At 29.4% G+C, this 26,506-nt stretch carries 25 protein-coding genes; 9 read left to right on the top strand and 16 right to left on the bottom strand.

Annotated elements, in window-relative coordinates; genetic code table 11:
- The 4 genes from AC2TEO_RS11575 to AC2TEO_RS11560 all read right to left on the bottom strand — a co-directional run bounded on the left by AC2TEO_RS11575 (position 1) and on the right by AC2TEO_RS11560 (position 3,274).
- Entirely contained in the window at positions 1-873 is an 873-nt protein-coding gene (locus AC2TEO_RS11575; protein WP_442264980.1) for an aldo/keto reductase, read from the bottom strand.
- A complete protein-coding gene (locus AC2TEO_RS11570; protein ID WP_442264979.1) occupies positions 863-1,618 on the bottom strand; it encodes an SDR family NAD(P)-dependent oxidoreductase in 756 nt (251 codons plus the stop codon). Before AC2TEO_RS11570 ends, AC2TEO_RS11575 begins: the two co-directional genes overlap by 11 nt.
- Positions 1,619-1,756: 138 nt before the next feature.
- Positions 1,757-2,689: a hypothetical protein gene (locus AC2TEO_RS11565; protein WP_442264978.1), complete on the bottom strand. Its 933-nt coding sequence runs from the start codon at positions 2,687-2,689 to the stop codon at positions 1,757-1,759.
- A 105-nt stretch (positions 2,690-2,794) separates the two neighbouring features.
- A complete protein-coding gene (locus AC2TEO_RS11560; protein ID WP_442264977.1) occupies positions 2,795-3,274 on the bottom strand; it encodes a hypothetical protein in 480 nt (159 codons plus the stop codon).
- A gap of 83 nt (positions 3,275-3,357) precedes the next feature.
- On the opposite strand from AC2TEO_RS11560, the gene AC2TEO_RS11555 reads away from it, so the two are divergent.
- Complete coding sequence (locus AC2TEO_RS11555) at positions 3,358-4,464, top strand: NAD(P)/FAD-dependent oxidoreductase (protein ID WP_442267761.1); 1,107 nt, start codon at positions 3,358-3,360, stop codon at positions 4,462-4,464.
- The gene (locus tag AC2TEO_RS11550) at positions 4,461-4,910 is read left to right on the top strand and encodes a GreA/GreB family elongation factor (protein ID WP_442264976.1); all 450 of its coding nucleotides are present in this window, start codon (positions 4,461-4,463) and stop codon (positions 4,908-4,910) included. Before AC2TEO_RS11555 ends, AC2TEO_RS11550 begins: the two co-directional genes overlap by 4 nt.
- Here AC2TEO_RS11550 and AC2TEO_RS11545 read toward each other — a convergent pair.
- The 4 genes from AC2TEO_RS11545 to AC2TEO_RS11530 form a co-directional block, all read right to left on the bottom strand.
- On the bottom strand, positions 4,900-5,826 hold the full coding sequence (locus AC2TEO_RS11545) for an ABC transporter ATP-binding protein (RefSeq protein WP_442264975.1): 927 nt from the start codon (positions 5,824-5,826) through the stop codon (positions 4,900-4,902). The two genes, AC2TEO_RS11550 and AC2TEO_RS11545, sit on opposite strands and share 11 nt — an antisense overlap.
- A gap of 65 nt (positions 5,827-5,891) precedes the next feature.
- Positions 5,892-6,629: a DUF3667 domain-containing protein gene (locus AC2TEO_RS11540; RefSeq protein WP_442264974.1), complete on the bottom strand. Its 738-nt coding sequence runs from the start codon at positions 6,627-6,629 to the stop codon at positions 5,892-5,894.
- Positions 6,630-6,740: 111 nt separating this feature from the next.
- Complete coding sequence (locus tag AC2TEO_RS11535; RefSeq protein WP_442264973.1) at positions 6,741-7,205, bottom strand: hypothetical protein; 465 nt, start codon at positions 7,203-7,205, stop codon at positions 6,741-6,743.
- Positions 7,206-7,269: 64 nt separating this feature from the next.
- Positions 7,270-9,423, bottom strand: a complete 2,154-nt coding sequence (locus tag AC2TEO_RS11530) for a prolyl oligopeptidase family serine peptidase (RefSeq protein ID WP_442264972.1) — start codon at positions 9,421-9,423, stop codon at positions 7,270-7,272.
- 146 nt (positions 9,424-9,569) lie between these two features.
- Here AC2TEO_RS11530 and trxA point away from each other — a divergent pair, with 146 nt between their 5' ends.
- The 3 genes from trxA (at position 9,570) to AC2TEO_RS11515 (ending at position 13,884) form a co-directional block, all read left to right on the top strand.
- Positions 9,570-9,929, top strand: coding sequence for a thioredoxin (trxA, locus tag AC2TEO_RS11525; protein ID WP_299672485.1), 360 nt, complete (start codon positions 9,570-9,572; stop codon positions 9,927-9,929).
- Positions 9,930-10,432: 503 nt separating this feature from the next.
- The gene (locus AC2TEO_RS11520) at positions 10,433-11,404 is read left to right on the top strand and encodes a ribonucleotide-diphosphate reductase subunit beta (RefSeq protein WP_442264971.1); all 972 of its coding nucleotides are present in this window, start codon (positions 10,433-10,435) and stop codon (positions 11,402-11,404) included.
- An 89-nt stretch (positions 11,405-11,493) separates the two neighbouring features.
- Positions 11,494-13,884, top strand: a complete 2,391-nt coding sequence (locus AC2TEO_RS11515; RefSeq protein ID WP_442264970.1) for a ribonucleoside-diphosphate reductase subunit alpha — start codon at positions 11,494-11,496, stop codon at positions 13,882-13,884.
- Between the two features lie 56 nt (positions 13,885-13,940).
- On the opposite strand, the gene AC2TEO_RS11510 is transcribed toward AC2TEO_RS11515, so the two are convergent.
- On the bottom strand, positions 13,941-14,273 hold the full coding sequence (locus AC2TEO_RS11510; protein ID WP_442264969.1) for a hypothetical protein: 333 nt from the start codon (positions 14,271-14,273) through the stop codon (positions 13,941-13,943).
- Positions 14,266-14,802 (bottom strand): Panacea domain-containing protein, encoded by a 537-nt coding sequence (locus AC2TEO_RS11505; protein WP_442264968.1) that lies wholly within the window; start codon positions 14,800-14,802, stop codon positions 14,266-14,268. Before AC2TEO_RS11505 ends, AC2TEO_RS11510 begins: the two co-directional genes overlap by 8 nt.
- Before the next feature lie 138 nt (positions 14,803-14,940).
- Between AC2TEO_RS11505 and AC2TEO_RS11500 the strand changes: the two genes are divergently transcribed.
- Together AC2TEO_RS11500 and AC2TEO_RS11495 are read left to right on the top strand one after the other, a co-directional pair.
- The gene (locus AC2TEO_RS11500; protein ID WP_442264967.1) at positions 14,941-16,278 is read left to right on the top strand and encodes a deoxyguanosinetriphosphate triphosphohydrolase; all 1,338 of its coding nucleotides are present in this window, start codon (positions 14,941-14,943) and stop codon (positions 16,276-16,278) included.
- Positions 16,279-16,342: 64 nt separating this feature from the next.
- Positions 16,343-19,525 (top strand): PA domain-containing protein, encoded by a 3,183-nt coding sequence (locus AC2TEO_RS11495; protein ID WP_442264966.1) that lies wholly within the window; start codon positions 16,343-16,345, stop codon positions 19,523-19,525.
- An 83-nt stretch (positions 19,526-19,608) separates the two neighbouring features.
- Here the strand turns inward: AC2TEO_RS11495 and AC2TEO_RS11490 are convergent, their stop codons facing one another.
- The 5 genes from AC2TEO_RS11490 to AC2TEO_RS11470 form a co-directional block, all read right to left on the bottom strand.
- Positions 19,609-20,289 (bottom strand): hypothetical protein, encoded by a 681-nt coding sequence (locus AC2TEO_RS11490; RefSeq protein WP_442264965.1) that lies wholly within the window; start codon positions 20,287-20,289, stop codon positions 19,609-19,611.
- A gap of 1 nt (position 20,290) precedes the next feature.
- A complete protein-coding gene (locus AC2TEO_RS11485; protein ID WP_442264964.1) occupies positions 20,291-20,890 on the bottom strand; it encodes a hypothetical protein in 600 nt (199 codons plus the stop codon).
- Between the two features lie 129 nt (positions 20,891-21,019).
- Complete coding sequence (locus AC2TEO_RS11480) at positions 21,020-23,203, bottom strand: T9SS type A sorting domain-containing protein (RefSeq protein WP_442264963.1); 2,184 nt, start codon at positions 23,201-23,203, stop codon at positions 21,020-21,022.
- Positions 23,204-23,214: 11 nt separating this feature from the next.
- The gene (locus tag AC2TEO_RS11475; RefSeq protein WP_442264962.1) at positions 23,215-23,784 is read right to left on the bottom strand and encodes a hypothetical protein; all 570 of its coding nucleotides are present in this window, start codon (positions 23,782-23,784) and stop codon (positions 23,215-23,217) included.
- 2 nt (positions 23,785-23,786) lie between these two features.
- Positions 23,787-24,548 carry a DUF4412 domain-containing protein gene (locus AC2TEO_RS11470; RefSeq protein ID WP_442264961.1) on the bottom strand — a complete coding sequence of 254 codons (762 nt, stop codon included), beginning with the start codon at positions 24,546-24,548 and terminating at the stop codon, positions 23,787-23,789.
- A gap of 107 nt (positions 24,549-24,655) precedes the next feature.
- On the opposite strand from AC2TEO_RS11470, the gene AC2TEO_RS11465 reads away from it, so the two are divergent.
- Both AC2TEO_RS11465 and AC2TEO_RS11460 read left to right on the top strand, forming a co-directional pair.
- On the top strand, positions 24,656-25,198 hold the full coding sequence (locus AC2TEO_RS11465; RefSeq protein WP_442264960.1) for an RNA polymerase sigma factor: 543 nt from the start codon (positions 24,656-24,658) through the stop codon (positions 25,196-25,198).
- Positions 25,191-25,913, top strand: a complete 723-nt coding sequence (locus tag AC2TEO_RS11460; RefSeq protein WP_442264959.1) for a tetratricopeptide repeat protein — start codon at positions 25,191-25,193, stop codon at positions 25,911-25,913. Before AC2TEO_RS11465 ends, AC2TEO_RS11460 begins: the two co-directional genes overlap by 8 nt.
- Positions 25,914-25,915: 2 nt before the next feature.
- On the opposite strand, the gene AC2TEO_RS11455 is transcribed toward AC2TEO_RS11460, so the two are convergent.
- Complete coding sequence (locus AC2TEO_RS11455) at positions 25,916-26,482, bottom strand: DUF3109 family protein (RefSeq protein WP_442264958.1); 567 nt, start codon at positions 26,480-26,482, stop codon at positions 25,916-25,918.
- Positions 26,483-26,506 lie beyond the last annotated feature (24 nt).

Raw genomic sequence — 26,506 nt, 5'->3', positions numbered from 1 at the left:
CTAGGCTACTTTATGCCCTCTACTAGCTTCATAAAGAACAAACCAATCTTGTAAATTTAGATTAATTTGTAAAGCCTGATTTGACATTTTTATTCTTTCTTTATTCGATGTACCAATAACCGGAGCAACATTACATGGGTGTTTTAAAATCCAAGCTAATAATAACTGATCACTTGTTGCATTATACTTCTCGGACATTGGTTTTAAGACCTGTTTAATTCTCTTTGCTTGTTCAGTTTCCAAATTAAAAAAACTTCCCAAAGGACTCCAACTCATCACTTTCATATCTTCTTTAATTAGGTAATCTAAAGTACCTTGATCTATTGCTGAGTTTTGAACCAATGAAAACTCTAATTGATTACATGTTAAAGCTGTATCTTTTTTTAGCAATTCCATCTGACTAGAATTAAAGTTTGAAACCCCGAAATCAATAATTTTTCCTTCTTTCTGAAGCTTAACAACTGCCTCGTTAATTTCTTCAGATTGCATTAAAGGACTTGGTCTGTGTAATAGTAAAACATCTAAATAATCTGTTTTCAAATTCTTTAACGATTGTTCTACACTCCAAATGATATATTCTTTAGAATAATCGTAATGTTTTATCTTATTTTCATTTCTTTCTTCTGTAATATATTGTATTCCGCATTTAGATATTAATTGAACTTGTTCACGTTCTAGACCACTTTCAGCAAATGCTTTTCCAAAAGCTGCTTCAGTAGTATAACCTCCGTAGATGTCTGCATGATCGAAAGTGATATTTCCTTCTTCAACACAAAAATATATAAGATCAACCATCTCTTTAGTTGAAAAATTTTTCCCCCATACACCCCAAGACATACACCCTATAATTATGTCTGAAAGTTTAGTCTTCATTCTTATTTAACATTGTAGCACTTGCTTGTGCTGTTGGATAAACAATTAAATCTTCGATATTTACATGATACGGCCTTGTTACTACAAAATGAATAATATCTGCAATATCTTCAGCTTGAAGTGCCTTGTAACCTTTATAAACTTGTTTTGCTCTTTCAGAATCTCCTTTAAAACGAACATCAGAAAATTCAGTTTCTACCAAACCAGGATGAATTCCACTGACACGAATATTATATTTATTTAAATCTAATCTCATTGATTTATTTAAAGCATTAACCGCAAATTTTGAAGCACAATATACATTTCCATTAGGATACACTTCTTTCCCAGCAATAGATCCAATATTCACAATAAAACCTTGATTTCTTTCTATCATTGTTGGAAGTATAGCTTTTGAAACATATAACAAACCTTTTACATTTCCATCAATCATTGCATCCCAATCATCTAAACTTCCTTCTTGAATAGAATGTAAGCCATGTGCATTTCCTGCATTATTAATTAAAATATCTATTGCTTTAAATTCTGAAGGGAGACTTTCAATAGCTTTAAAAACATCTTTTCTAAAACGAACATCAAATTGTAGTGTATGTACTTTGGTTTGTTTTGATAAATCTTCTTCTAATCTTTTTAATTTTTCTGATCTTCTGCCACACAAAATTAAATTATAATTCTGTTTTGCAAATAAATAAGCACAAGCTTTACCTATTCCAGATGTAGCACCAGTAATTAATACGGTTGACATAAATTTTATTATTTACTATAAAAATAAAGATTTTAATGTAAACCTTATATTATATAAAGAGAAAACCGCCCTCTGAGGGGCGGCATCTCTAATTGGCTATTTTGAGAAATAACCAACCAAAAATCAACTAACCAAACTTTATTTTAATATTTTTCTTGTAATTTCTTTTCTTTTTATTTTAGTACGTTTTCTATTACTATTCCTTACTGGTTTTTGAGAACCTTTTACTTCTTTTCCTTTTAAGAACTGAATATATCCTCTACCTTTAAATACATATGTTGTTTCTGTAGTGATATGGAATAATTCTATTTCGCCATCATTAACAACGCTTAACTCGAACTCTTCAGTATCTCCTCCATCATAATTTAGTGTTAAAAACTTAACATCGTTGTAATCTCTTATATCATCTATTGTATAACCTCCCGTAAAGTCCCAATTGATAGAAGCAACATTTGTGCCAAAATCATCATGAGATGAGTAAAAAGTTGTGTTATTTTCTGGAGTAAATTGTAAAAAATGTTCAGCATCAAATGGATTTGGTACTCCATCTCTTGTTTCTATTCTTTCCCAAGCAATATATTCTTGTAAAAAGAACTCAATATTGTCATAAAATAACATATCATAATCAAAATTATTTCTCTGATACCCTACTAAAAAATAACTCACATTATTATTTAAATCATTTAATCGGATTTCATTATTACTTAATTCTATCACTTCAAAACTGTAATTTCCGTCTTGTGTATGAAAAGTTTCAATAACTCCATCATCAAAAGTTCTATAACTTCCTACATTAATTCCTAAACCATTTCCTGTTCTTCCTATATCTACAATATTATTATTTGCATACATATTCCCATTTAAAAAAGAAACAGTAAATGCTTTTGATAAAAACGGAATTTCTGCACTTCCTTGTGTTCTATGAAAATCTACATACCATAAATCATAACCTGAAACAATTGCTTCAGTAGGCACAAAATTATCTACAATGATTTCGTCGTTTCTTACAACACAAGAAGTTAAAGTTGTGGCGGCTACAAATAGCGTTAAAAGTAATTTTACTGTTTTCATAAGTTTAAGTTTTACGGTTACATAGAGATAATTTCAAAATACGTGCCAAAAAAATAAAGCCACTCTTTCGAATGACTTCATTTTACTCTATTTTTATGTGTTCTTTTACTGATACAACACCTGCTCTCCTTCAGTTAAACCACTGTATTTAAAATACTTTACCTCCCCTTTTTCAATATAACTTATCACAACTTCATTTCCATCTAATTTAAATGGAAAATCTTCTTTTGTTACATCTTTTGGAGGAGTATTACCATATTCATTTTTAGGATCTTCATGCAATTGAAAATCATTAGATTGATTTCTAAACTGTCCTAATATTGAAGTTTGATTACCATTTTCCTTATAACTTACTGGTGCTTTTCTTCCTCTATAAAATATATTTTCAAACTTTATTTTTTGTTCAGAAGAATATACAATATTGATATTAACTCCAGAGACACCTCGTACTCCTCCTACCCAACTTGTATACGTTCCTGACAAAACCTTAAAAGGTGTTTTTTTTTCAAATTGATAGCTACCGCAACTAACAATAACCAAAATAAAAAGTGGAAAAATTATCTTTTTGTTCTTAATTATCTTCATAATATGTATTTTCTAAATGTTTTTTCAAGGATTATACCAATGTACAAATTTAAATGAAACCTTTTTTATAGTTTTAACGCATGATACAACTAAGTTATTGGGAAATTAAAGAATGGTTTACAAATGTAGATTACACCATAGTTGGTAGTGGAATTGTAGGATTAAATTGTGCTTTACAATTAAAACAACGATTTCCTAAATCAAATATTTTAATTATAGAAAAAGGTATTTTACCACATGGTGCAAGCACTAAAAATGCCGGATTCGCATGTTTTGGAAGCTTATCTGAACTTGTTGATGATTTACAAAATCACACAGAAGATGACGTGTTAGGCTTAGTTAAAAAACGTTGGAACGGCTTACAATTATTACGAAAAAACTTAGGTGATAAAAACATTGATTTCCAACAAAATAAAGGTTTTGAATTATTTCAAAACAAAGAACTTTTAGACAGATGTTTATCTCAGAAAAAAACAATTAACAAGTTACTTTCAGGTGTTTTTGATACTCCAGTATTTTCAACATCAAACAATACTTTTAACTTCAAAAAAATAGAAGAGAAATACGTTATAAATAATTATGAAGGTCAGATCGATACAGGGAAAATGATGCATGAACTTCTTAAAAAAGTTCAATCACTTGGAGTTAAAATAATCAATAATATTACTGTTGAGGAAATTCAAGATCACAAAAACGCTGTTCATATTAAAACTAACTTACTAACCTTTAATTCAAATAAAATTTTTATCGCTACAAATGGATTTTCTAAAACTTTATTAAATGAGGATATTAAACCAGCTAGAGCTCAAGTTTTAATTACAAAGCCTATTAAAAACCTTCATATTAAAGGAACTTTTCATTTAGATAAAGGGTATTATTATTTTAGAAATATTAATGATCGTATTTTGTTTGGAGGTGGTAGAAATTTAGATTTTAAAACCGAAGAAACTACTGAGTTTTCTCTAACAGAATTGATTCAAAAGAAATTAGAAGAAATTTTAAAAGATACCATTTTACCAAATACCGCTTTTGAAATTGATCATAGATGGAGCGGAATTATGGGAATAGGAAATCAGAAAAAAAGTATTGTAAAACCAATATCTGAAAATGTATTTTGCGGAATACGATTAGGCGGAATGGGTGTTGCTATTGGTAGTTTAATCGGACAAGAATTAGCGGATTTATTATGAGTATAAAAGAAAAACTATATCAAGAATGTGTTTTTTATGTTGAAAAACGAGAACAAACAATTCAAGAAATTATAAGCTCCAACAAAAAAGCATTACTTTCTGAAACCAAAAGTTCGGCTGGTGACAAGCATGAAACTGGGCGAGCTATGCTTCAATTAGAAATGGAAAAAGCTGGTCAGCAAATTGCTGTCGTACATCAAATGAAAGAAACTCTAGCTAAAGTTGATACTGTAAATTCTCACGATTTAGTCCGTTTAGGTAGTGTTATAATCACCGAAAACATGAATTATTTTATCGCAATAAGTTTAGGTAAAACAATTATCGATAATAAAGATTACTTTATCATTTCTAGTTCTTCTCCAATTGGAAAAATGTTCTTAGGTAAAAAGGAAGGTGATGAAGTAGTTTTCAATGGAAAATCTATAACAATACAATCTATTCTTTAAAATTGATAAACCTTTCTGATGTAACTTCTAATTCAAATTCACTAGCAATAAAAAGACTTTGATTATCGTAAGCCACTTCAACCAACCAGTAAAATCCTTTAAAATAGTTCTTAAGTACCGTTACTTTAAACTCTGAATCTTCTACAAACTTTATTTGATGTGGGTAAAACAGTTTTATTTTATTATGAATTACAACTTCGTTTACATCATCAAATAGAGCTGCCACATATTTGTTGTTTCTTTTTTGATACAATTCAGATGGAGTTCCGGAAGCTATAATTTCATTGTGTTGAATTACAATTAACTGATCTGAAAACGACAAAGCATCGTTACCATCGTGAGTTGCTACTATACAAGCAATTTTATTCTTTTTTAGATACGAAAAAAGATTTCTTCTTAGAGCATTTTTTTTAAAATTATCAATCTGACTAAAAGGTTCATCTAACAATAATAATTCTGGCTCTTTTGCTAAAGCTTTTGCTATTGCGACACGTTGCTGCTGGCCTCCGCTTAAGTTTTTTACTTTTTCATTTGCATACGCTTTCATTTCTATAACATCTAACAATTCATTTGTTCTTCTTTCAGACTCTTCTGGATAAAATCTAGATAAGAATTTTGAGATGTTTTCAGCAACTGTTATGTAAGGCATTAAATCGAAGTTTTGAGGAACGTATTTAAAAAATTCCATTCCAGGAACTAAATGATAAGCTGGACCTAAAACTTCTTGATCTTTCCAAAAAATATTTCCTTCATCAAGATCTAACAATCCATAAATAACCTTCAACAATGTTGATTTTCCACATCCACTTTCGCCCATAACACTTAAGTGTTCGCCTTCTGAAAGTTTCAAGCTAATATTCTTAAGAATTTTCTTTTTCTCTGAATATGAAAATGTAATATTATTTACTTGTAGCATGAGTGTAAAAATAAACCTATTCTAAGAAAGACCTCTATAGATTTATAAACTTATTGAACTAAATTTCATATTAAAAGTGATAAAACAAGACCTATTAAACTCATAAAAATTAAATAAAACACATAGGTAAGAATTGTTAGAAGAATCGTTTTTATTTTTTTATAATTATTAAAAAACTGCAAGTAACTCCAAAAAGCATAACCTAAAACAAATAACATATAAATTGCCTCTATAAAAACACTGTCTTTTGTAATTGATTTTAAAATGAGAAAAAAAGTATAAATAACTGCTTGTTGACCAGTCACAAAAGAGTTCAATACTAAATGTTCAAAATAATTGTATTTATGCTTTCTAAAAGACAAATAAGAACCTAAAGAAAACACAGGTAAAAATAACAACATAGCGTATGCATAATTCTTAACTAACCATTGAAAAACAAGTATTTTGTCATTAGAGCTGACTTTAGAATTTTTATAATTACTCCAACCCGTTACAAAATCACCAAGCATTGTTCTTTCATCAAAAAAACCAGCAATTAAAGCATAAACTGTTGATAAAATTAACACAAAAGTTATAGGCTTAAAATAGTTTTTTCTTTTTCCATTTATAAAATCTTTTATACTGTATCCTGGCGCTATTGCTAATTGTTTTATTGTATAAAAAAAACCATGATCTACCTGAAAAAATGAATTGTTTAATTCTGATAATAGATATTTAAAATCTATTATACCTACGTTTGTTTTCTGTCCACAATTTGAACAAAAACTACCATTAACCTCTGCATTACAATTTTTACAATTCATGAAGAAAAATTAAAATAACATCCAAAAATACAGAAATCTACACACTTGATTTCAATAAAAAACCGACACTCTCGTATCGGTTTTATGTATAAATTATATGTTATCTAAAAACTACTCAAATGATAAGCTTATCTGCTTACCTTCTTTTTTAGCTTTCTCATCTTTTTGTTTTCCAATCATAGAACCAATTAACATTCCAAGCGGAAAACCTAATCCTAAAAAAGCAGTACTACCTATAGCCATAGAAAAAACTAAACCTATAGGAATTCCAAATGTGGTCATACCTAAAACAAACCATTGATTTTGATAGTGTTTTTCTGGAATTAAACCTTCTGTTTTTACCATTAGATTGATAATATTGCTTTTTTGAATTAAAATTTTTCGTCGAAACTTTCTTTCACTATCTTCATTAAAAGAATTAATCTCTTGAATTTTATCATTAATTTTTATCACAGAATCTTCTGATAAATTTAACCTTCTTAAAGCAACTAAAGTTTTTTCTAAATTAGAAAATGCTTTTTTCGTTGTTTCTTTCTGAGTTAAATAATTGTTTTTTTTCAATTCTATAATTTCCATAAACAATTTAATTAATTTGTTTTACGCTATATAAGAATCATTTTTAGATAAAATGTTACAGGAATTAACCTTTAACTTTAGTTTTTGGAGAATACGGCAAAGTTTCAAACCCCATATTAAACAACGTAAAACCGTAAATATCTGCACTTTGCTCAATTATTTTAGCTACTGGAGTTCCTGCGCCGTGACCTGCATTAGTTTCAATTCTAATTAATACTGGATTTGTTCCTTTTTGCTTCTCTTGTAACTCAGCAGCAAACTTGAAACTATGAGCTGGAACTACACGATCATCATGATCTCCTGTTGTAACCATTGTCGCTGGATATTCTACTCCTGACTTTACATTATGAACTGGTGAATATCCTTTTAAATATTCGAACATCTCTTTGTTATCTTCTGCTGTTCCATAATCGTATGCCCAACCTGCTCCTGCTGTAAATGTATGATAACGTAACATATCTAAAACTCCTACTGCTGGTAATGCCACTTTCATTAAATCTGGACGTTGTGTCATTGTTGCTCCAACTAATAAACCACCATTTGACCCTCCTCTTATTGCTAAGAAATCCGAAGACGTATATTTTTCCTTAATTAAAAACTCAGCTGCTGCGATAAAATCATCAAAAACATTTTGCTTTTGCATTTTAGTTCCTGCTTTATGCCATTTCTTTCCGTATTCACCACCTCCACGTAAGTTTGGAACCGCATAAACACCTCCTTGTTCCATCCAAACAGCATTTGTTATACTGAAACTAGGTGTTAAACTCACATTGAATCCTCCATAACCATATAAAATGGTTGGGTTCTTTCCATTAAGTTCAATTCCTTTTTTGTGTGTAATAATCATAGGAACTTTTGTTCCATCTTTAGAAGTATAAAAAACCTGCTTGCTTTCATATTCATCTGAATTAAAAGCAATATTTGGTTTCCAATATTTTTTATAAGTACCATCTTTTGGATTTAACTGATAAGATGTTCCTGGAGTTTTATAATTTGTAAAAGAAAAATATAATTCTTTTGCTTCTTTTTTTCCTCCAAAACCACCAGCAGAACCTACGCCTGGTAATTCGATTTCACGAATTAATTTTCCTTCATAATCATATTGAAATACTTTAGACACTGCGTCTACCATATAACTAGCAAAGAAATATCCAGAACCTGTAGACGGACTTAATACATTTTCTGTTTCAGATATAAAATCTTTCCAGTTTTTTACACCTGGATTAGCAGCATCCACAGTTACTATTTTTTTATTTGGAGCATCTAAGTTTGTCACTAAAAACAATTTACTACCCTCATTTTCTATTACATATGTATCACTTCCAGTATCATCAAGAATAGTAATTATTGGACTATCTTTTTTTGTTAAATCTTGCATTAACAATTTATTTCCAGATGTAGAAGTTCTAGGGTATATAAAAAGATATTTACCATCTTCAGTAACACTTCCTCCTACATACCTATGTTTTTCTTCTGGTTTATCCCCAAAAATAATTTTGTCAGACTTCTGACTTGTTCCTAATTTATGATAATACAGTTTATGCTGATCTGTTTTAGCAGATAATTCGCTTCCTTTAGGTTTGTCATAACTAGAATAATAAAAACCCTCATTTTCTTTCCAAGAAATTCCTGAAAATTTAACATCAACTAAAGTATCTTCTTTAATTTCTTTACTTTCTACATCCATAATAATGATCTTTCTCCAATCACTACCTCCTTCTGAAATTGCGTAAGCTAATGTTTTTCCATCTTTTGAAAAACTTGCTGTGCTCAAAGAAGTTGTTCCATCTTCTGAAAAAGAATTAGGATCTAAGAAAACCTCATCTTTCCCTTCTTTATTTTTTCTATATAATACATAATGATTCTGTAAACCATCATTTTTGTAGAAATATGTATAATCACCTCTCTCGAATGGAACCCCTAACTTTTCATAGTTCCAAAGCTCAGATAACCTTTCTTTTAGTTGATCTCTGTAAGTGATTTTGTCTAGATAATCGAAAGTTACTGCGTTCTCTGCTTTAACCCATTCTTCTGTTTTTTTACTTCTATCATCTTCTAACCATCTGTAATTATCAGTTACTTGAGTTTCAAAATAAGTATCTACTACTGGTACTTTCTCTGTTTCAGGATAGTTCAATTCTATTACATTTTTGGGTTTTTCTTGCTGACATCCAACAAGTAATAACCCTGTTATTACTGGTATAAATATTCTTTTCATTATTTAGATAGATTAGTTAATACTATCAAAATTAGATTAAAAAATTTATCAAACGTTACAATTTAAGAGCTTTTTAACATCTGTAGTCTATATCTGTAATTTCGATTACATTTAACGTCTAAACTAAAAACTTAAGCAAGATTAAAATGACTGAATTATTATCAAAAGATACATTTTTAGAAAAAGTGTTTAACTATGAAGAAAATAAAAAATGGAATTACTCAGGAAAATTACCTGCAATTATAGATTTTTATGCCGATTGGTGTGGACCATGTAAGATGTTAGCTCCTATTTTAGAACAACTAGGAGAAGAATACAAAGACAAAGTGGTTATTTACAAAGTTGACACAGAGGCTGAACAAGAATTGTCTGCCATGTTTGGAATTAGAAGTATCCCTTCAATGTTATTCTGCCCAATAGGTGAAGATCCTCAAATGGCACATGGTGCTTTACCTAAACAACAGATAGAAAAAATCATTGAAGATGTTTTAAAGGTGTCTAAATAAGGTGATTTTATTGTATGTTTTTTAAAGCCAACGTCTTTTGCTTACCAAATACACATAAAATTTAACCATTTATACAAAAAACAAATTCCAGATTATGTAAACTGTGTATATTCGCGATGTACTTTTATGTATTCAACATTTACACAATCATAAATCGTAATATTGGGGATTATTCGAATTATGGAATCAAAGGCAACGTTTCTCAGACGTTGCTTTTTTTATTGTCTTTTTTCTTTCAAAAAACAACAACTTTTTCTTGTGATTTTTTCAAAATAAGAATGTCAACAAACACAAGGAGTTGAACAAAAAACAACAATCCAAACAACTGTTTTACAACACATTAAACAAAACAAAATTATTTGTCGTTTTTTCAAAAATTAAGTTATTTGTTAAAAACTTCAAGGAGTTTGTGGATAAGTATACCTTTATTTTTCTCACAAAATTTTGAATCTTTGTTCTCCCCCCTAGCAGTAACTTTTTAACAAAAATTTGAACGTACAAAAATGGCCGTATTAGAACCAATTTTACAAGAAAATAAAGATCGATTTGTTATTTTTCCAATCCAACATAATGATTTGTGGGACTGGTATAAAAAACAACAAGCATGTTTTTGGACAGCTGAAGAAATTGATTTACATCAAGATCTTGATGATTGGAACAATAAATTATCAGACGATGAACGTTATTTTATAAAGCATATCTTAGCTTTTTTTGCTGCTTCTGATGGAATCGTAAATGAGAACTTAGCAGAAAACTTTGTAAACGAAGTTCAATATTCTGAAGCTAAATTTTTCTACGGTTTTCAAATTATGATGGAAAATATCCATTCTGAAACGTATTCATTATTAATTGATACTTATATCAAAAATGATGATGAAAAAAATAATTTATTTAAAGCTATTGAAGTTTTTCCTGCTATTAAGAAAAAAGCAGATTGGGCTTTAAAATGGATTGAATCTGATTCTTTTGCGGAAAGACTTATCGCTTTTGCTGCTGTTGAAGGTATTTTCTTCTCAGGATCTTTCTGTTCTATTTTCTGGCTAAAAAAGAGAGGTTTATTACCAGGATTAACATTTTCAAACGAATTAATATCTAGAGATGAGGGAATGCACTGTGATTTTGCAGTACACTTACACAATAATCATCTACAAAACAAAGTTTCTAAAAATAGAATCAAGGAAATAATAATTTCTGCTTTAGACATTGAACGTGAATTTATCACAGAATCATTACCTGTTAGTTTAATAGGTATGAATGCTAATTTAATGACTCAATATTTAGAGTTTGTAACAGATCGTTTATTATTAGAATTTGGTTGTGAAAAGGAGTATAATACATCAAATCCTTTTGACTTTATGGAGATGATTTCATTAGAAGGGAAAACCAATTTCTTTGAAAAAAGAGTATCTGAATATCAAAAAGCAGGAGTAAAATCTGGGGGAACAGGCTCTATCAGCTTTGATGCTGATTTTTAAGAGTTTACATCATATAAAAACATATAAAACAATTAAATCTTAGGGAAAAATTCTCCCTAAGACTAATCTATATAAAACCAAAATCAATCATGTATGTAGTAAAAAGAGACGGCAGAAAAGAACCTGTGATGTTTGACAAAATCACAGAAAGAGTAAAAAAGATGTGTTACGGATTAAACAGTATTGTTGATCCAGTTAAAGTAGCCATGAGAGTAATCGAAGGGCTTTACGACGGGGTTACAACCTCTGAATTAGATAATTTAGCTGCTGAAGTTTCAGCAACTATGACAACTGCTCATCCAGATTACGCTAAACTAGCCGCAAGGATCGCCGTTTCAAACTTACATAAAAATACAAAAAAGTCATTTACTGAAACGATGACTGATTTGTATAATTACATTAACCCTAGAACAGGAAAAAAAGCTCCTTTATTAGCTGATGATGTATACGAAATCATCATGAAAAATGCTGATAAATTAGATTCTACTATTATTTATAGTCGCGATTTTAATTATGATTACTTTGGTTTTAAAACATTAGAGCGTTCTTATTTACTAAAATTAAACGGACAAATTTCTGAGCGTCCTCAACAAATGTTGATGCGTGTTTCTATAGGTATCCACAAAGAAGATATTGACGAAGCAATTGCTACATACGAATTAATGAGTAAAAAATACTTTACTCATGCTACACCAACATTATTTAACTCTGGTACACCAAAACCACAAATGTCTTCTTGTTTCTTATTACAAATGCAAGATGATAGTATTGATGGTATTTACAACACCCTAAAACAAACTGCTAAAATTTCTCAATCTGCAGGAGGTATCGGTTTATCTATTCATAACATTCGTGCTACAGGTAGTTATATTGCTGGTACTAACGGAACATCAAATGGTATTGTACCAATGTTACGTGTATTTAACGACACTGCTCGTTATGTAGATCAAGGTGGAGGAAAGCGTAAAGGTTCTTTTGCAATGTATTTAGAACCTTGGCATGCTGATATTTTTGATTTTCTTGACCTAAAGAAAAATCATGGTAAAGAAGAAATGAGAGCTAGAGATTTATTCTATGCAATGTGGATTTCTGATTTATTCATGAAACGTGTTCAGGAAGATGCTGATTGGACTTTAATGTGCCCACACGAATGTCCACATTTATACGATACTTACGGAGAAGAATTTGAGCGTTTATACACTAGTTACGAACAGGCTGGAAAAGGTAGAAAAACAATAAAAGCTCGTGAATTATGGGAAAAAATTCTTGAATCTCAAATCGAGACAGGAACTCCATATATGTTATATAAAGATGCAGCTAACCGTAAATCGAACCAAAAGAATTTAGGAACAATTCGTTCTTCTAATCTTTGTACAGAGATTATGGAGTATACGGCTGAAGACGAAGTTGCTGTTTGTAACTTAGCTTCTATTGCTATTCCTATGTTTGTTGCTGAAGATGAAAACGGAAACAAATTCTTTGATCACGACAAATTATTTGAAGTTACTAAAAAGGTAATTAGAAACTTAGATACTGTAATTGACGAAAATTTCTACCCAGTTGTAGAAGCTGAAAACTCAAATACACGTCACCGTCCTGTTGGATTAGGTATTCAAGGTTTAGCTGATGCATTTATTATGCTTCGTTTACCATTTACAAGTGAAGAAGCTAAGAAATTAAATCAAGAGATTTTCGAGACTTTATATTTTGCTGCTGTAACTTCTTCAAAAGATATTGCTAAAAATAAAGGTGCATACTCTACATTTAAAGGTTCTCCAATGTCTGAAGGAGAGTTCCAATATAATATGTGGGGAATTAAAGATGAAGATTTAAGTGGAAGATGGGATTGGAAATCTTTACGTAACGAAGTTATAGAACATGGTGTTCGTAACTCCTTATTATTAGCTCCAATGCCAACTGCATCTACATCTCAAATTTTAGGTAATAACGAAGCTTTCGAACCATATACTTCTAATATTTATACTCGTAGAGTTTTATCTGGTGAGTTTATCGTTGTAAACAAACATTTATTAGAAGATTTAGTTGAATTAAACTTATGGAATAATGATATGAAAGAAGATATCATGAGAGCTAATGGTTCTATTCAACATATAAGTTCAATTCCTCAAAACTTAAAAGAGTTATATAAAACAGTTTGGGAAATGAGTATGAAAGATATTATTGATATGGCTCGTCATAGAGGATATTTTATCGATCAATCTCAATCTTTAAACTTATTCATGAAAGATCCTGATTTTGGTAAATTAACTTCTATGCATTTCTATGCTTGGAAGAGTGGATTAAAAACAGGAATGTACTATTTGCGTACAAAATCTGCTGTAAACGCTATTCAGTTTACATTGTCAAAAGAAAAGAACACAGAAGAAGATAAACCAATGAGTCCTGCTGAATTTAAAGCAATGGTAGAAGCTTCTAAAAACGCTGAAGGACCAGAAGATTGCTTAATGTGTGGTTCTTAAAATTTGAATTTAATTAAAAGGGAGTAAAAAGAGGAGTTGAAAAACTTCTCTTTTTTTTATCTAAATAAATAACGCATTACTAATATAAAAATACCAACAACACTTGCTAAAGAAGATGTTATTAAAGCTATTAAAACAGTATCTTCTAATTTAAAGTTTAATTGCTTAGAAAAACCAGCGGCCGTAATTATAAGTAAAATAAAAGAAGTAAAAACACTTAAAAAGATAAAGGTCCTGTAAGCATATTTTTTTCGCTCATTTCTATCCTGAATTCTGTCAGAAATCTCTTGCTGAGTTAAATTTAAATTAATATCAAAATCTAATTCTTTACCCTCAATACCAGTATCACCAGCACCTTTTAACAAGTCATCTAACTCAGAATTATGCACTTCTTAGGTATTTTCTTAAGTTAACAACGAATTCGTCGTAGTATTTTTTTATTAATCGATCACCTATCACTCTATTTTCTCCATACCTGTAAGTCAAACTCCATGGAGTTCCAGGCCTATGAGTAGAAGTTACCAACTCTTCAGAAGAAGTATCTTTGTATAAATTCCAAGCCAATTTAACAATTTTTTTATCTTCTTCATCGGTTAAAACAGGCTCGTAAGGAGTATCCCATTCATTCTTTAAAGCCATCGATTTAGATGTAATAGGATCTGATTTAAAATGTTTAAACTCATGATAAATACTAGGAACTACAGGACCATACTTCCAAGCTTCAATATTATCATCATTAAAAATTGGTCTTTCTAATAAAGATAAAGAAAGTCCTTGAGCAATATACATTAACTTAACCAATTTCATATTAGTTAACCCTATATTTTGCTCTTTTGAAAGACTTATAAATTCATTAGCTACAGAACTAGCTGTTCCCATACTTTTAATACTATGTTGTTTATACAAATCTAATGACAATTTTAACCTTTTTCAATTTCTACGACACAAAAATACAATTTCTGAAACTAAAAATCAAATAGTTAAAGTTATTCACATTTCTCTAATATAAAGAAAAAAGATTAAATAACTTTGTTTCAAATTGATTTATTAGAATAAATGAACTGGGAACAATTACTTTCTTTAAAACGTTATGGTGACACGAAAAAGCGTGAGCGTATTCAACAAGATGAAACTCGTTTAGGTTTTGAAGTTGATTTTGACAGAATTATCTTCTCTTCTCCTTTTAGAAGTTTACAAGACAAAACACAAGTTATTCCATTATCGAAAACTGATTTTGTACACACAAGACTTACACATAGTTTAGAAGTTTCTGTTGTTGGAAGAACATTAGGAAGAAGAGTTGGAAAAGAATTATTAGAACGACATCCTAACTTAAAGAAATTAGGATATACTTTTAACGATTTTGGAGCTATTGTAGCAGCTGCTTCTGTAATGCATGATATTGGTAATCCTCCTTTTGGTCATTCAGGTGAAAAAGCTATTGGAGAATATTTTAAAACAGGGAACGGAAAACAATACAAAGAGCAATTAACAGAGAAAGAATATCAAGATATTATTGATTTTGAAGGAAATGCAAATGGTTTAAAAATAGTTACGGAAGATAGAGCTGGAACTCCTGGTGGCTTACGTTTATCATATGCTACTTTAGGGGCTTTTATTAAATATCCTAAAGAGAGTCTTCCTAAAAAACCAACTAAAGAAATTTCAGATAAAAAATACGGTTTTTTTCAATCTGAAAAAGAAGCGTTTTTAGATTTAGTTGAAGACCTAGGAATGCTAAAAAAAGACAGAAATGAAATTGCTTTTCATCGTCATCCTTTAGCTTATTTAGTTGAAGCTGCTGATGATATCTGTTATACTATTATTGATTTTGAAGACGGAATTAATCTTGGACTTATCGATGAAAGTTATGCCCTAGAATATATGTCTAAGTTAGTTTCTAACATTAATAGAGAGAAATATTATTCCTTAAAATATAAAAAGGATAGAACTGCATACCTAAGAGCTATTGCAATTAACACACTTGTTGGTGAGGCAGTCTCTATATTCCTAGATAATGAAGAAGCTATTTTACAAGGTAAATTCAATAATGCATTATTAGAAAAATGTAAGTTTGAAGCTCAAATACGTGATATAATAAATATTAGTGTCGATAAAATTTACAAGAGTAAAGAAGTTATTGAAAAAGAAGTTTCAGGATATAAAATTATTGCAGATTTATTAGATGTTTTTGTTGTCGCTTTAAATAATAAATATGACGAAAAACAATCTAATTACGATAAATTAGTGCTGAATTTACTCCCTGAAGAATACCAAGAACCTAAAGAAAATTTGTACGATAGAATTATGCAAATTTGTAGTTACATAGCTAGTATGTCTGATGGATACGCTATTCGTTTGTATAAAAAAGTTAATGGAAATTTACTTAGTTAGTGTTAAAAAAGCTAAAAAAACTATTAACTGCTAGTAAATTAGCAAAAAATTAATTTTCTCTCAAATGAAACGAAAACTACTCTTTTCAGCATCAGCTTTATTAATGTTTTCTGCTGGTAGCTTTTTGTACTTTAATTCTAAAGAATCGACATTAAATAATGTTGAAAGATTAAGAAAAAGTCATGCAAAATTCCTTAAAGAACACCCTTATCAAAAGACTGGAAGTTTATCCAGACAAGAAAGAAAGAATGCTGGTTTACCTCCAAATGCTTATTTCGAACAAAAATACTTAAGTGAAATTAATCCCTCTACTGGAAGAGTTCATAAAGAAAATGTATACGATTTACAAGAAAAATTAAATAGTATAAAACAAAGAGTACCTGGAGATGCAGCTGATAATCCTTGGATAGAGAGAGGACCTAATAACGTAGGAGGAAGAACAAGAGCTATAATATTTGATCCTAATGATGCTACTAAAGAAACAGTTATTGCCGGTGGAGTTAGTGGAGGCTTATGGAAAAACACGAATATTAGCAACCCAAACTCTCAATGGCAGCAACTAAATGCCCCAGAAAACCTTTCGGTTTCATCTATAGCAGTTGATCCTAATAACTCCAATATCTTTTATGCAGGAACTGGTGAATCTTATTCTGGTGCTTTAATATTTTCAGGTAATGGTCTATGGAAATCTACAGACAAAGGAAACACATGGTTTAAAGTTTTTGGGGGTATTACTGGTGATGCTTTTTTGGACACCGACTCTCAAGTCACTGTAAATACACCTAGCTCAATATCCAATAATTATTCATCTATTCTAGCTAATTTCGGTGGCAACTTAAGCACTAATGTATCTGCTAACTTGGTTCTTATTGATGATGGCTCAGGAACCACAGAAGATGCTTGTGAAAATATAACGAATACTTCACAAATAAATGGTAATATAGCTGTAATAAGAAGAGGTGGATGTACTTTTGTAGATAAAGTTCTAAAAGCTCAAAATGCTGGAGCAATTGCTGTTATTATTGTTAATAATGTTTCAGGAAATCCTATAGGACAAAGTGGGACAGATCCTAGTATAACGATACCATCTGTAATGATTTCACAAACAGATGGAAATATTTTAATCAACACTTTAGCTACTGAACCTGTTAATGTGACCTTAAGAAAAGTTAACGATAATGCCACTGGTAGTTTTTTAGTTCCAGGAGTAACACATATAAATGATATAGCAATTAGAAATAATAGTGGAACATCAGAAATATATGTAGCTGTTGCAGATGCTGTTTATTCTAGTTCTACTCCAACACGTCCTTTAATTGGTGGAGATAGTTTTGGAGTATATAAATCTACTGATGGAGTTAATTTTAACAGATTAAATTTACCAAAAACAACAAACGGTAATAATTTTGAGCCTAATAATATAGAAATAGCTGCTGACAATTCAGTTTATGTAAGCACAATTACTAGTAATTCTAATGGTGACGGAGGTGGAACCATATTAAAATCTACTGATGGAAACACTTTTAACCTAGTTAATACAATATCTAATGGAAATAGAACAGAAATTACACTTTCTTCTTCAAATCCTAATATTGGTTACGTACTTACAGAAATCAATAGTAGTGCAGAACCTGTTAAAATACATAAAACTGTAGATGGATTTAACTCTATCACAGAAGTTTCTTTACCTAATGATGCCGATACAGGTATAGACGCTAATGATTTCACAAGAGGACAAGCAGGATATGATTTATTAATAAAAATTGACCCTAATAACGATAACACAGTATATGCTGGTGGTATTGATTTATTTAAATCTGAAAACGGAGGTACTACATGGAACCAATTATCTCATTGGTTTGGCGGGTTTGGTTTTCAAGAAGTTCATGCTGATCAACACGCTATTGCTTTTGCCTCTTCTAATAAAATAATTTTTAGTAACGATGGAGGAGTGTATATCAGTAATAATGCTGGAGAAGATATTTTCCCTAGAAAAAATAATTATAATACACTTCAATTTTACACTATTGGTGTAGCTCCAACTTCTGCATTTACTGGAGATTATTTCTTAGCTGGTGCACAAGATAACGGAACACAACTATTTACAGATGCTCCTGACAATATTGGTTCATCTACAGAAGCTTCTGGAGGAGATGGAGCTTACTGTTTTTTTGATCAAGATGGAAGAGACACTTATTACATTACAAATTTTGTTTTCAATAGATCTATTCAATTCTTCGATTTAAGCTCGGCAGGTATTCGAACAGTAACTATTAGTGATGAAGACGTCTCAAATGGAGATTTTATCAACCAAGAAGATTTAGATTCTAATTTTGATATTCTATATAGTAATTACTCTAATGGTTCAAACTTTATAATTAGAAGATATTCAGATTTTAGGTTTAATGCTACTTCAAAAAAAGATTTAACTGATGTTTTAATGGATGCTGAACCTTCTTATTTAAAAGTATCTCCTCATAGTAGAATTACTACTAGTGCTAGTAAACTATTCGTTGGTTTAAAAAGTGGAAAATTGTTAAGAGTTGATAATGCTAACTTTGCAAGTCCTACTTGGACAGATATTACAGGAAGTGAGTTTGTAGGTTCTATATCTGATATTGAATTTGGAGCTACTGAAAATGACATTTTCGTTACATTTCATAATTATGGCGTAAGAAACATCTGGTATACTAACGATGGTGGTACTACTTGGTTTGATAAAGAAGGAAATTTCCCTGATATTCCTGTTAAATCTATTTTACAAAACCCTTTAAACAGAGAAGAGGTAATTATCGGTACTGATTTAGGGGTTTGGAAAACATCTAACTTTAGTGCAACTTCTCCAAATTGGACAAGATCTGATAATGGTATGAGTAACGTTCCTGTACTTGATTTAGATTTAAGAGATGATAACGTTGTTTTTGCTGCTACTTATGGTAGAGGTGTATTCTCTGGAGCTTTTACAGCTGCAACTGCTTCTGTTGATGAAGTATTAAAAGGTGATAAAATATTTACAGTTTACCCTACAGTTTCTAATGGTGAATTTACTGTTTTCGCTAAAAGAGAAAATGGAGCAACAGATATTAATGTATTTAATTTATCAGGTAGTCAGGTTCTTACTAAAAAAGTAGATTTTAACGACAACGAAAAACAATTAATTTCTACGAATTTAAGTAGTGGAGTATATTTGGTTCAAGTTATTAATTCTGAAAAGAAAATTTCTACTAGAAAAATTGTAATCAAATAGTTATAATTTAATATATGAGTCAAAAGAGCTACCTGTTTAGGTAGCTCTTTTTTTGAAACAAATTATTAATCATCATGATAAAATTACCATGTTTTTATAATTGGTGGTATTGAGCTATTATTTGTTGATGAACCACTACCATTTTCATTCCACTTATAAATAATATCTTCAATACTTAAAGTACCTGATTTATCTATTTTATTGTAAATTAAAGTAGTTTTTCCTTGAAAAAGCAACTCTATAATTAAGCTTTTTTCTGTGATTTCCCAGGTTAAAGATCCAGTAGAACTACCTTCATTAATAATAAAAATCCCCGAATTTTCATCTAAAGATGTATTCCCTTTTAAAAAATTTAAAGAGAAACTACCTTTAGAAATATTATAAGTAAAAGAATATTTATCCAATTGTTTTTCTATTTCATAATTTACTTCAACTGTATCTTCAAAAAGGATATCTATCCAAGAAAAAGATTCTTTACTATTAGTTATGTTTGAAGAAATTGTGGTGTTTGGAACCTCCAAAAAAGCTACTATTTGATTGGTAATTTCAACAATATCATTAAATGCAACTACAGCTTCTTTGGAAGTTTCATTTGTATTTGAAACCATTGCTACTGGTAGTTCAGCTAAATTTAAAGTTTTTTTTAATTTACTTGTTATAGATACATGTAAAGGTTGAGATTCTTGTAAAACTTGATCATCATTACTACAAGAAAAAGATAATAATATCAATAAAAACAAGCTATAGTTCAATATTTTTTTCATCTTAAATTAATTTTTTTTGTTGCGCAATAAAACTCACTTTAATCATAGTATTTACTTCTGAAATACTATGATTATCATTTATAATTTTCATCAAAATAGATTCATTAAAACGTGCTTTTATTTTTCGTTTTTCATAAACTAAATCTTTTTCCCACGATGATATTTCCAATACTTCAGTAGTAGAGCAGCCTTTAAAATTGGCTCGGATTTCTTTATAAGGATAACTATTATTTTCATCTCTAAAGAACAAACTTCCACAACCGTTTGTAAACTCAACACTTTCTATTTCACCAACACTTACAGATCCTTTTAAAGTTCTTCTGAAGTTATTTAAAATAAGATTGTTTTCTGTTACGATGTTTTTAAATTCAAAACTCGAATTTCCATTAAATATATCTCCATCAATATCGCTATCAATCTTGTTTTCTATCTCTTTAAATGTGTAAGTTCCTTTATGAGGACCGTCTGTAAATTCAATTGTCAGTTGAAGTTCTTCTTTTATTTCTTGAACAATATCTTCATCAAGAATTTCTTCATTTTTACTACAAGAAAAAAAAACGACACCAATGATTAGTATTAATAATAAATTTATTTTTTTCATCTTTTAATATTTTTTAGATTGTCTTTTTATTAATGTATTCTTAAATAAAAGGTTAACATTTTTAAAAAGAAAGTCCCAGTATTTAAAATACTGAGACTTAAAGCAGAACAAACAATTCTATCAAAAAAACTAATTATCTACTATTATTTTTTGAGTAAAAACAGAAGTATTTGTTTTTATTTTAACAAGATAAATACCAGAATTCAATCCATCTAAATTCAGAGAGAACTCTAAATTTTTAATTACTTTTTTCTTTAAAACCAATTGCCCTGTAATTGTATATATTTCAACGTTATTAATTGTTTCAATATTTTTAGGATAAATTTTTATTTCTTTTGAAGCAGGATTAGGAAATATCTTAATGTTTTTTGTTTTGTTATTTTTTTCATCTTCAATAGATAGAACACTATTGTGTTTTATAAATAAATAAGCTTTTTTTTCTAAATTAATATTTAATCGGATGGTTTGGTTAACGTTATCAAAAGCATGAGGAGTTACTTCTTGCCAAGCATTATTTTGAAAAATAAGAACAGAAATGTCACTTGCACTTATTGAAGTATTTTGAAAATCATTTTTATGATATGATAATTCTACATCATATTCATTAATACTAGCAGAGGCTTCTATACTGTTTATGTTGTAAAACACATTTGCAATTCTTTCCTTTTCTATTGAATTTGGTAAGTTTATTATTTCATTTTTATAAATAGAGGAAATTGTGTCAAGCACCTGAATCTTTACTTTATTCACACTTCCGTTAATTGATTTAATTTCAGCCGTATACGAATTATCATTATACTCTAATGAAGCAATTGTAGAGCTTAATGAATTTCTATTAGCATTATTTGGTGTTAAAATTTCTGCTCTTTTTTCAGCGTTTAGAGTATACAATTTTCCATCATTAGTTGTAAATACAAACCCTGAATTATAAGTATAAAAATTATTTAAATTCAAATCTATTCCTTCAGGAAAAGAAAATTCAATAGTAATCGGTAAATTTACTTTAGGATCGTATGATAGAAGCTGATATCTTGATGCTCCTGACATTGAATATCGAGCTATGAAATATAGTTTATTGTTATTAATCTTTATGGTTCCAAAGTTATTAGCAAAAGCTGTTATAAAAGGAGGTAAATCCGCATAATCTGTTCCGCTGGCTTGACCGTTTGTTTTGTATAAACGTATTGTCCCATTACTAGTTTTTGACAGGATAAACACCTCGTTTTCAAATTGAATAAATTTAAAAGAGCTTGATGATTGTGTGGTAATTCCTAAATTTTCATCAGCCGGAGCAGAGTGAAAAGATCCACCAAAACTTCCTGTTTTATAATATAAAATTTGAGAATCAATTTTTCCTAAAATTTGTGATGAAAATTCTGTATTAGAATATGCTTTATAACCAAGTGAACCATCATCTCCATTATATATTGCCGTTTCAGTACTACCAAAATCGATATCTCCATTACTATAACAAATTGCAGTAGGATAATTACGGTCAACAGGTCCAGGAACAACATTAGTATAAAAACCATCTCTACCAGTAAAATAAATACGGTCATCTAATAAAAAATTATTAGGACTCACTCCTTTAAAAGCTGTTGGTTTACTTACCTTATTTTGTGTTACTCTTACATTAGTTAAAGCATCCACCTTATATATATCTTTCTCTCCCAAATAATTAGCAACAAAAAACACTTTTCCATCCCAACTAAAAAAATTAGTAGGTTTTGAATTAAATAACTCAGCATCTAACTTATATTCTCTAGACTCCGAAGTAATAGAATTGGCAATAAAATGACGTAAAAGCAATTTATTCTTTCCTCCTTCAAAAATTGTATCGACACTAATAACTCCATCATTTGCAACTAATTGTATGTTTTTATTACCACCTGGTTTTTCTTTTGTAAATCTGTTTTCAGGAATTAATAAAGTTCTTAAATCATTTAGTTTAGCTACATAAGTATCTTGTCCTGTTTGAAAAATTTTAGCATAAATATCCTTTCCTGCTGAAAAATTCCCCTCTTTATATAAAGCATAATTAGCATTAGATATAGTTTCTTGAAATAAAGCTATTTTATTTGTACCAGGAGTTAAATCTACACGAGTTTGTTTATCTCCAGTGCTTAAATAAGTACCAGAAGTTCCAGTTGTACTGTTGTCTATAAACGTATATAAAATATCATTATCATATATGGCTACAGATTGTACAAAACCAGAACCACTTCCTGATGGTTCATCTAATATTTTTAATTGACCATAAACACAAGAATAGCTAAATGCAATTAAAATTATAATAAATACATATGTTTTCATAAGTTCTTATTTTAAAATTTAGATTGGTTTGCTAAAAACTCTATAGTAACTTCTGTTATTATTGTTTCTTCTGAACCGTCGTCGTTAGTTATTTTAAATTTTATTGAATCTGTGAATGTTCCTGTAACTTTTCTTCTAAATTTCACAACACTCTTTTTCCAAGGAGTAACTTTAGTAATTTTAGTCTTTGTACAACCTGTGAAATCTCCATCAATTCTTTTATACTTCTGATTGTTCTTAAGATCTATAAAGTTTAAATGACCACATCCTGAAGTATATTTTTTAGTAGTCTGATCCCCTACTTTAGCTTCTCCTAAAAAACTTCTAGAAAAATTATGAATCTGAATTCCTTCTTCAGAAATAATTTTATTGGCACTTATTTGACTTACCTTATCGTGAAATCCGAGATTAATTTGACTCAAGTAATCTCCTTTTGCAGGTTTAAAAATATGTGTCCCTTTAAACGGCCCATTTTTAAAACTAATTTTGATGTATGGTTTTAAGTTTTTTGAAATCTTAAACTCTTCTTTAGGGTAAATCATAAGTAACATAACTCCTAAAACATATAAAACAGCTTTCATAATTAAAACATTGATTTATAGTCAGCCAAATTAACTTCGTACTTCTTGTCTTTTTCTATTTTTATGACTTGAACTAAACCTTTTTCGCCTGATTTAGATTCATAATCTAACTCCAACACAAAACCTTTAATATTAGTATTGTTTGTCATTCCTAATAAAGGTGCATAGTTAGATTCTATAGGAAACCTTGATGTTACCCAAATTGAAGCAGAACCTTCTTCATTTTTATATTGGTATTCTTCACAATTGTATCCTAAAATAGTTTTTGTATTTCCAGTTTTAATCAGGCCTTCTTCTCCTTGAGGCATTCTATCAGAATTATCAAATTCTATAGATTCACTTTCTTTTTTAATCTTCATACCGCCCGCATTAATTAAAGAAATAATTTTAGACGGTGTAATTACATTATAAATCTGATTTGTACCATCTACATTCATTTCCATACAAATCACATCTTCCCTCCTATTAAAAAGAAGATTAAAAACTGTTTTATCATTTTTTTCATTAGAAACTTCTACAGTAACGCTACCTTTAAAGAAATACTTTGTGCTTTCTGATGTTGTTTTTTTCTTTTTCTTCTTCTTTTTTAAAGCTCCGTCTATCGTTTCATCAGCTTTCTTATCAATTTTATTCATAGCTTTATTTTCAACTTTATCTTGAAGTCTTTTAGTAACCTTCTTCCAAAATTGAGCTTGTACATTCATTGGTGCATAAAGTAAACATGCTACAATACATACTGTTTTAATTAGTTTATTTGTTTTCATAATAGTAACTGTTTTATACCTTAATGTTTACTTTTAAAAAAGGTTAACATTACTATTGAAAAAAGTTTTTGAGATTTTTGTTTACTTTTAGAAAAAAATGACACTAAATGAATGATAGTGAGAAACTCCAGCGAATAAAAAAAGGAGACACTAAAATATTAAGGGAGATTTATATAGCATATAGAGAACCTTTTTTAGTGTTTGGTAAAAAGTTTAGTTCTTCTGATGAAGACCTCTTAGATGTATATCAAGATGCTATTATTGCATTTAGAGAACAAGTACTCAAAGGAAAAACAGACGATTTAAATTGTTCGTTGAAAACATATTTGTTTGGTATAGGAAAATATATGATTTTCGATAAAAACAGAAAACAAAACAAAGAAGTAAGCATTGTAAATCATGATATAAAAGATGATTATGATACAGTTGAAGTTCCTAGTTTTTCTGATACAATTAACCTACAACAAAGACAAATTCAAAAAGCATTACTCCAATTAGGAAAAAAATGTAAAGAGATTCTTACACTATTCTATTATAATAATTTAACTATAGAAGAGATTAAAGACTATTTGAAATACGATAATAAAAACGTAGTTAAGAGTCAGAAATCAAGATGTTTAAAACAATTAAAATCTAAGATCAATGGATAAGTTTTCACTTATAGAAAAATATTTTGAAGATACTTTATCTCCGAAGGAACGTGAAGAGTTTGATTCATTAATCAACACTGATTCAGAGTTTAAAAAGGATTTTGAATTTCAAACGAATCTACAACAAGCTATTCAACAAAATAAAAGAGAAGAACTAAAGAAAGAACTTCAAGATTTAGAGTTTAGCATTACAAATAAAGTAAAGAAAAAATCTGCATTCCCATTATTAAAAGTAGCAGCATCTATAGTTTTAATTTTTTCACTGGGAGCTTATTTCTTACTGAATAATAATCCTACTTCTTCAGAAGATTTATTTCAAGAATATTATAGTCCGTACGAAAATGTAGTACAACCTATTGTAAGAGGAGAATCGTCTGAAACCATAGAGTTTAAAGCTTTTATAAGCTACGAAAAACAAGAATACAAAGGGGCTTTAACTTTGTTTGAAGCTGCGTATAATAACACTCAAAAACCACATTTACTTTTATACAAGGCGAATTGTTTACTTTCTTTACAACAACCCGAACAAGCAATTAGCACTTTAAATGAATATCTTACTAAAGAAGAAATATTTAAAGATAAAGCAAATTGGTATTTAGGCTTAAGTTACTTACAACTAAACAATAAAGAACAAGCTAAAAAGTATTTTAAAAATGTTCGAGAATTTAGCGAATATAAAAACAAAGAAATAGAAGAGCTACTTAATAAATTATAAATTTATTTACGCTCTTCTGCAAATTTCTCTAACGCTGAGTACCAATTTTCTCCAAACTTTCTAATTAAAGCTTCTTTTACAAACTTGTATACAGGAACACCTAATTCCTCTCCTAAAGAGCAAGCATCATCACAAATTTCCCATTTGTGATAATTCACAGCAGAAAATTCGGCATAATCTTTTACTCGTACAGGATATAAATGACAAGAAACTGGCTTTTTCCAATCTACTAATCCTTTATTATAGGCCTCTTCTATAGCACACAAAGCTGTATTTTTTTCATCGAAAATTACATAAGCGCACTCAGCATGATTTACTAGTGGTGTTTCTAATTCTCCAAAATCACTTGTCACCCAAGTTCCTTGAGATTCTATAGCTTCTATACCTTCTTTACGAAGAAATGGCTTTACTTTCGGATAAATTTCTTCTAAAATCTTTGTTTCTTCCTTGTCTAATGGAGCTCCTGCTTCTCCTTCAACACAACAAATACCTTTGCATGCAGATAAGTTACATACAAACTCCTTTTCTATAATGTCTTCTGAGACTATTGTTTTTCCTAACTGAAACATAGCGCAAAAATAAACTTATTTTTA

The organism is Tenacibaculum aquaeponti (assembly GCF_057221555.1).
The sequence above is the reverse complement of the archived record's forward strand: the minus strand, read 5'-3'. Positions and strand labels throughout refer to the sequence as shown.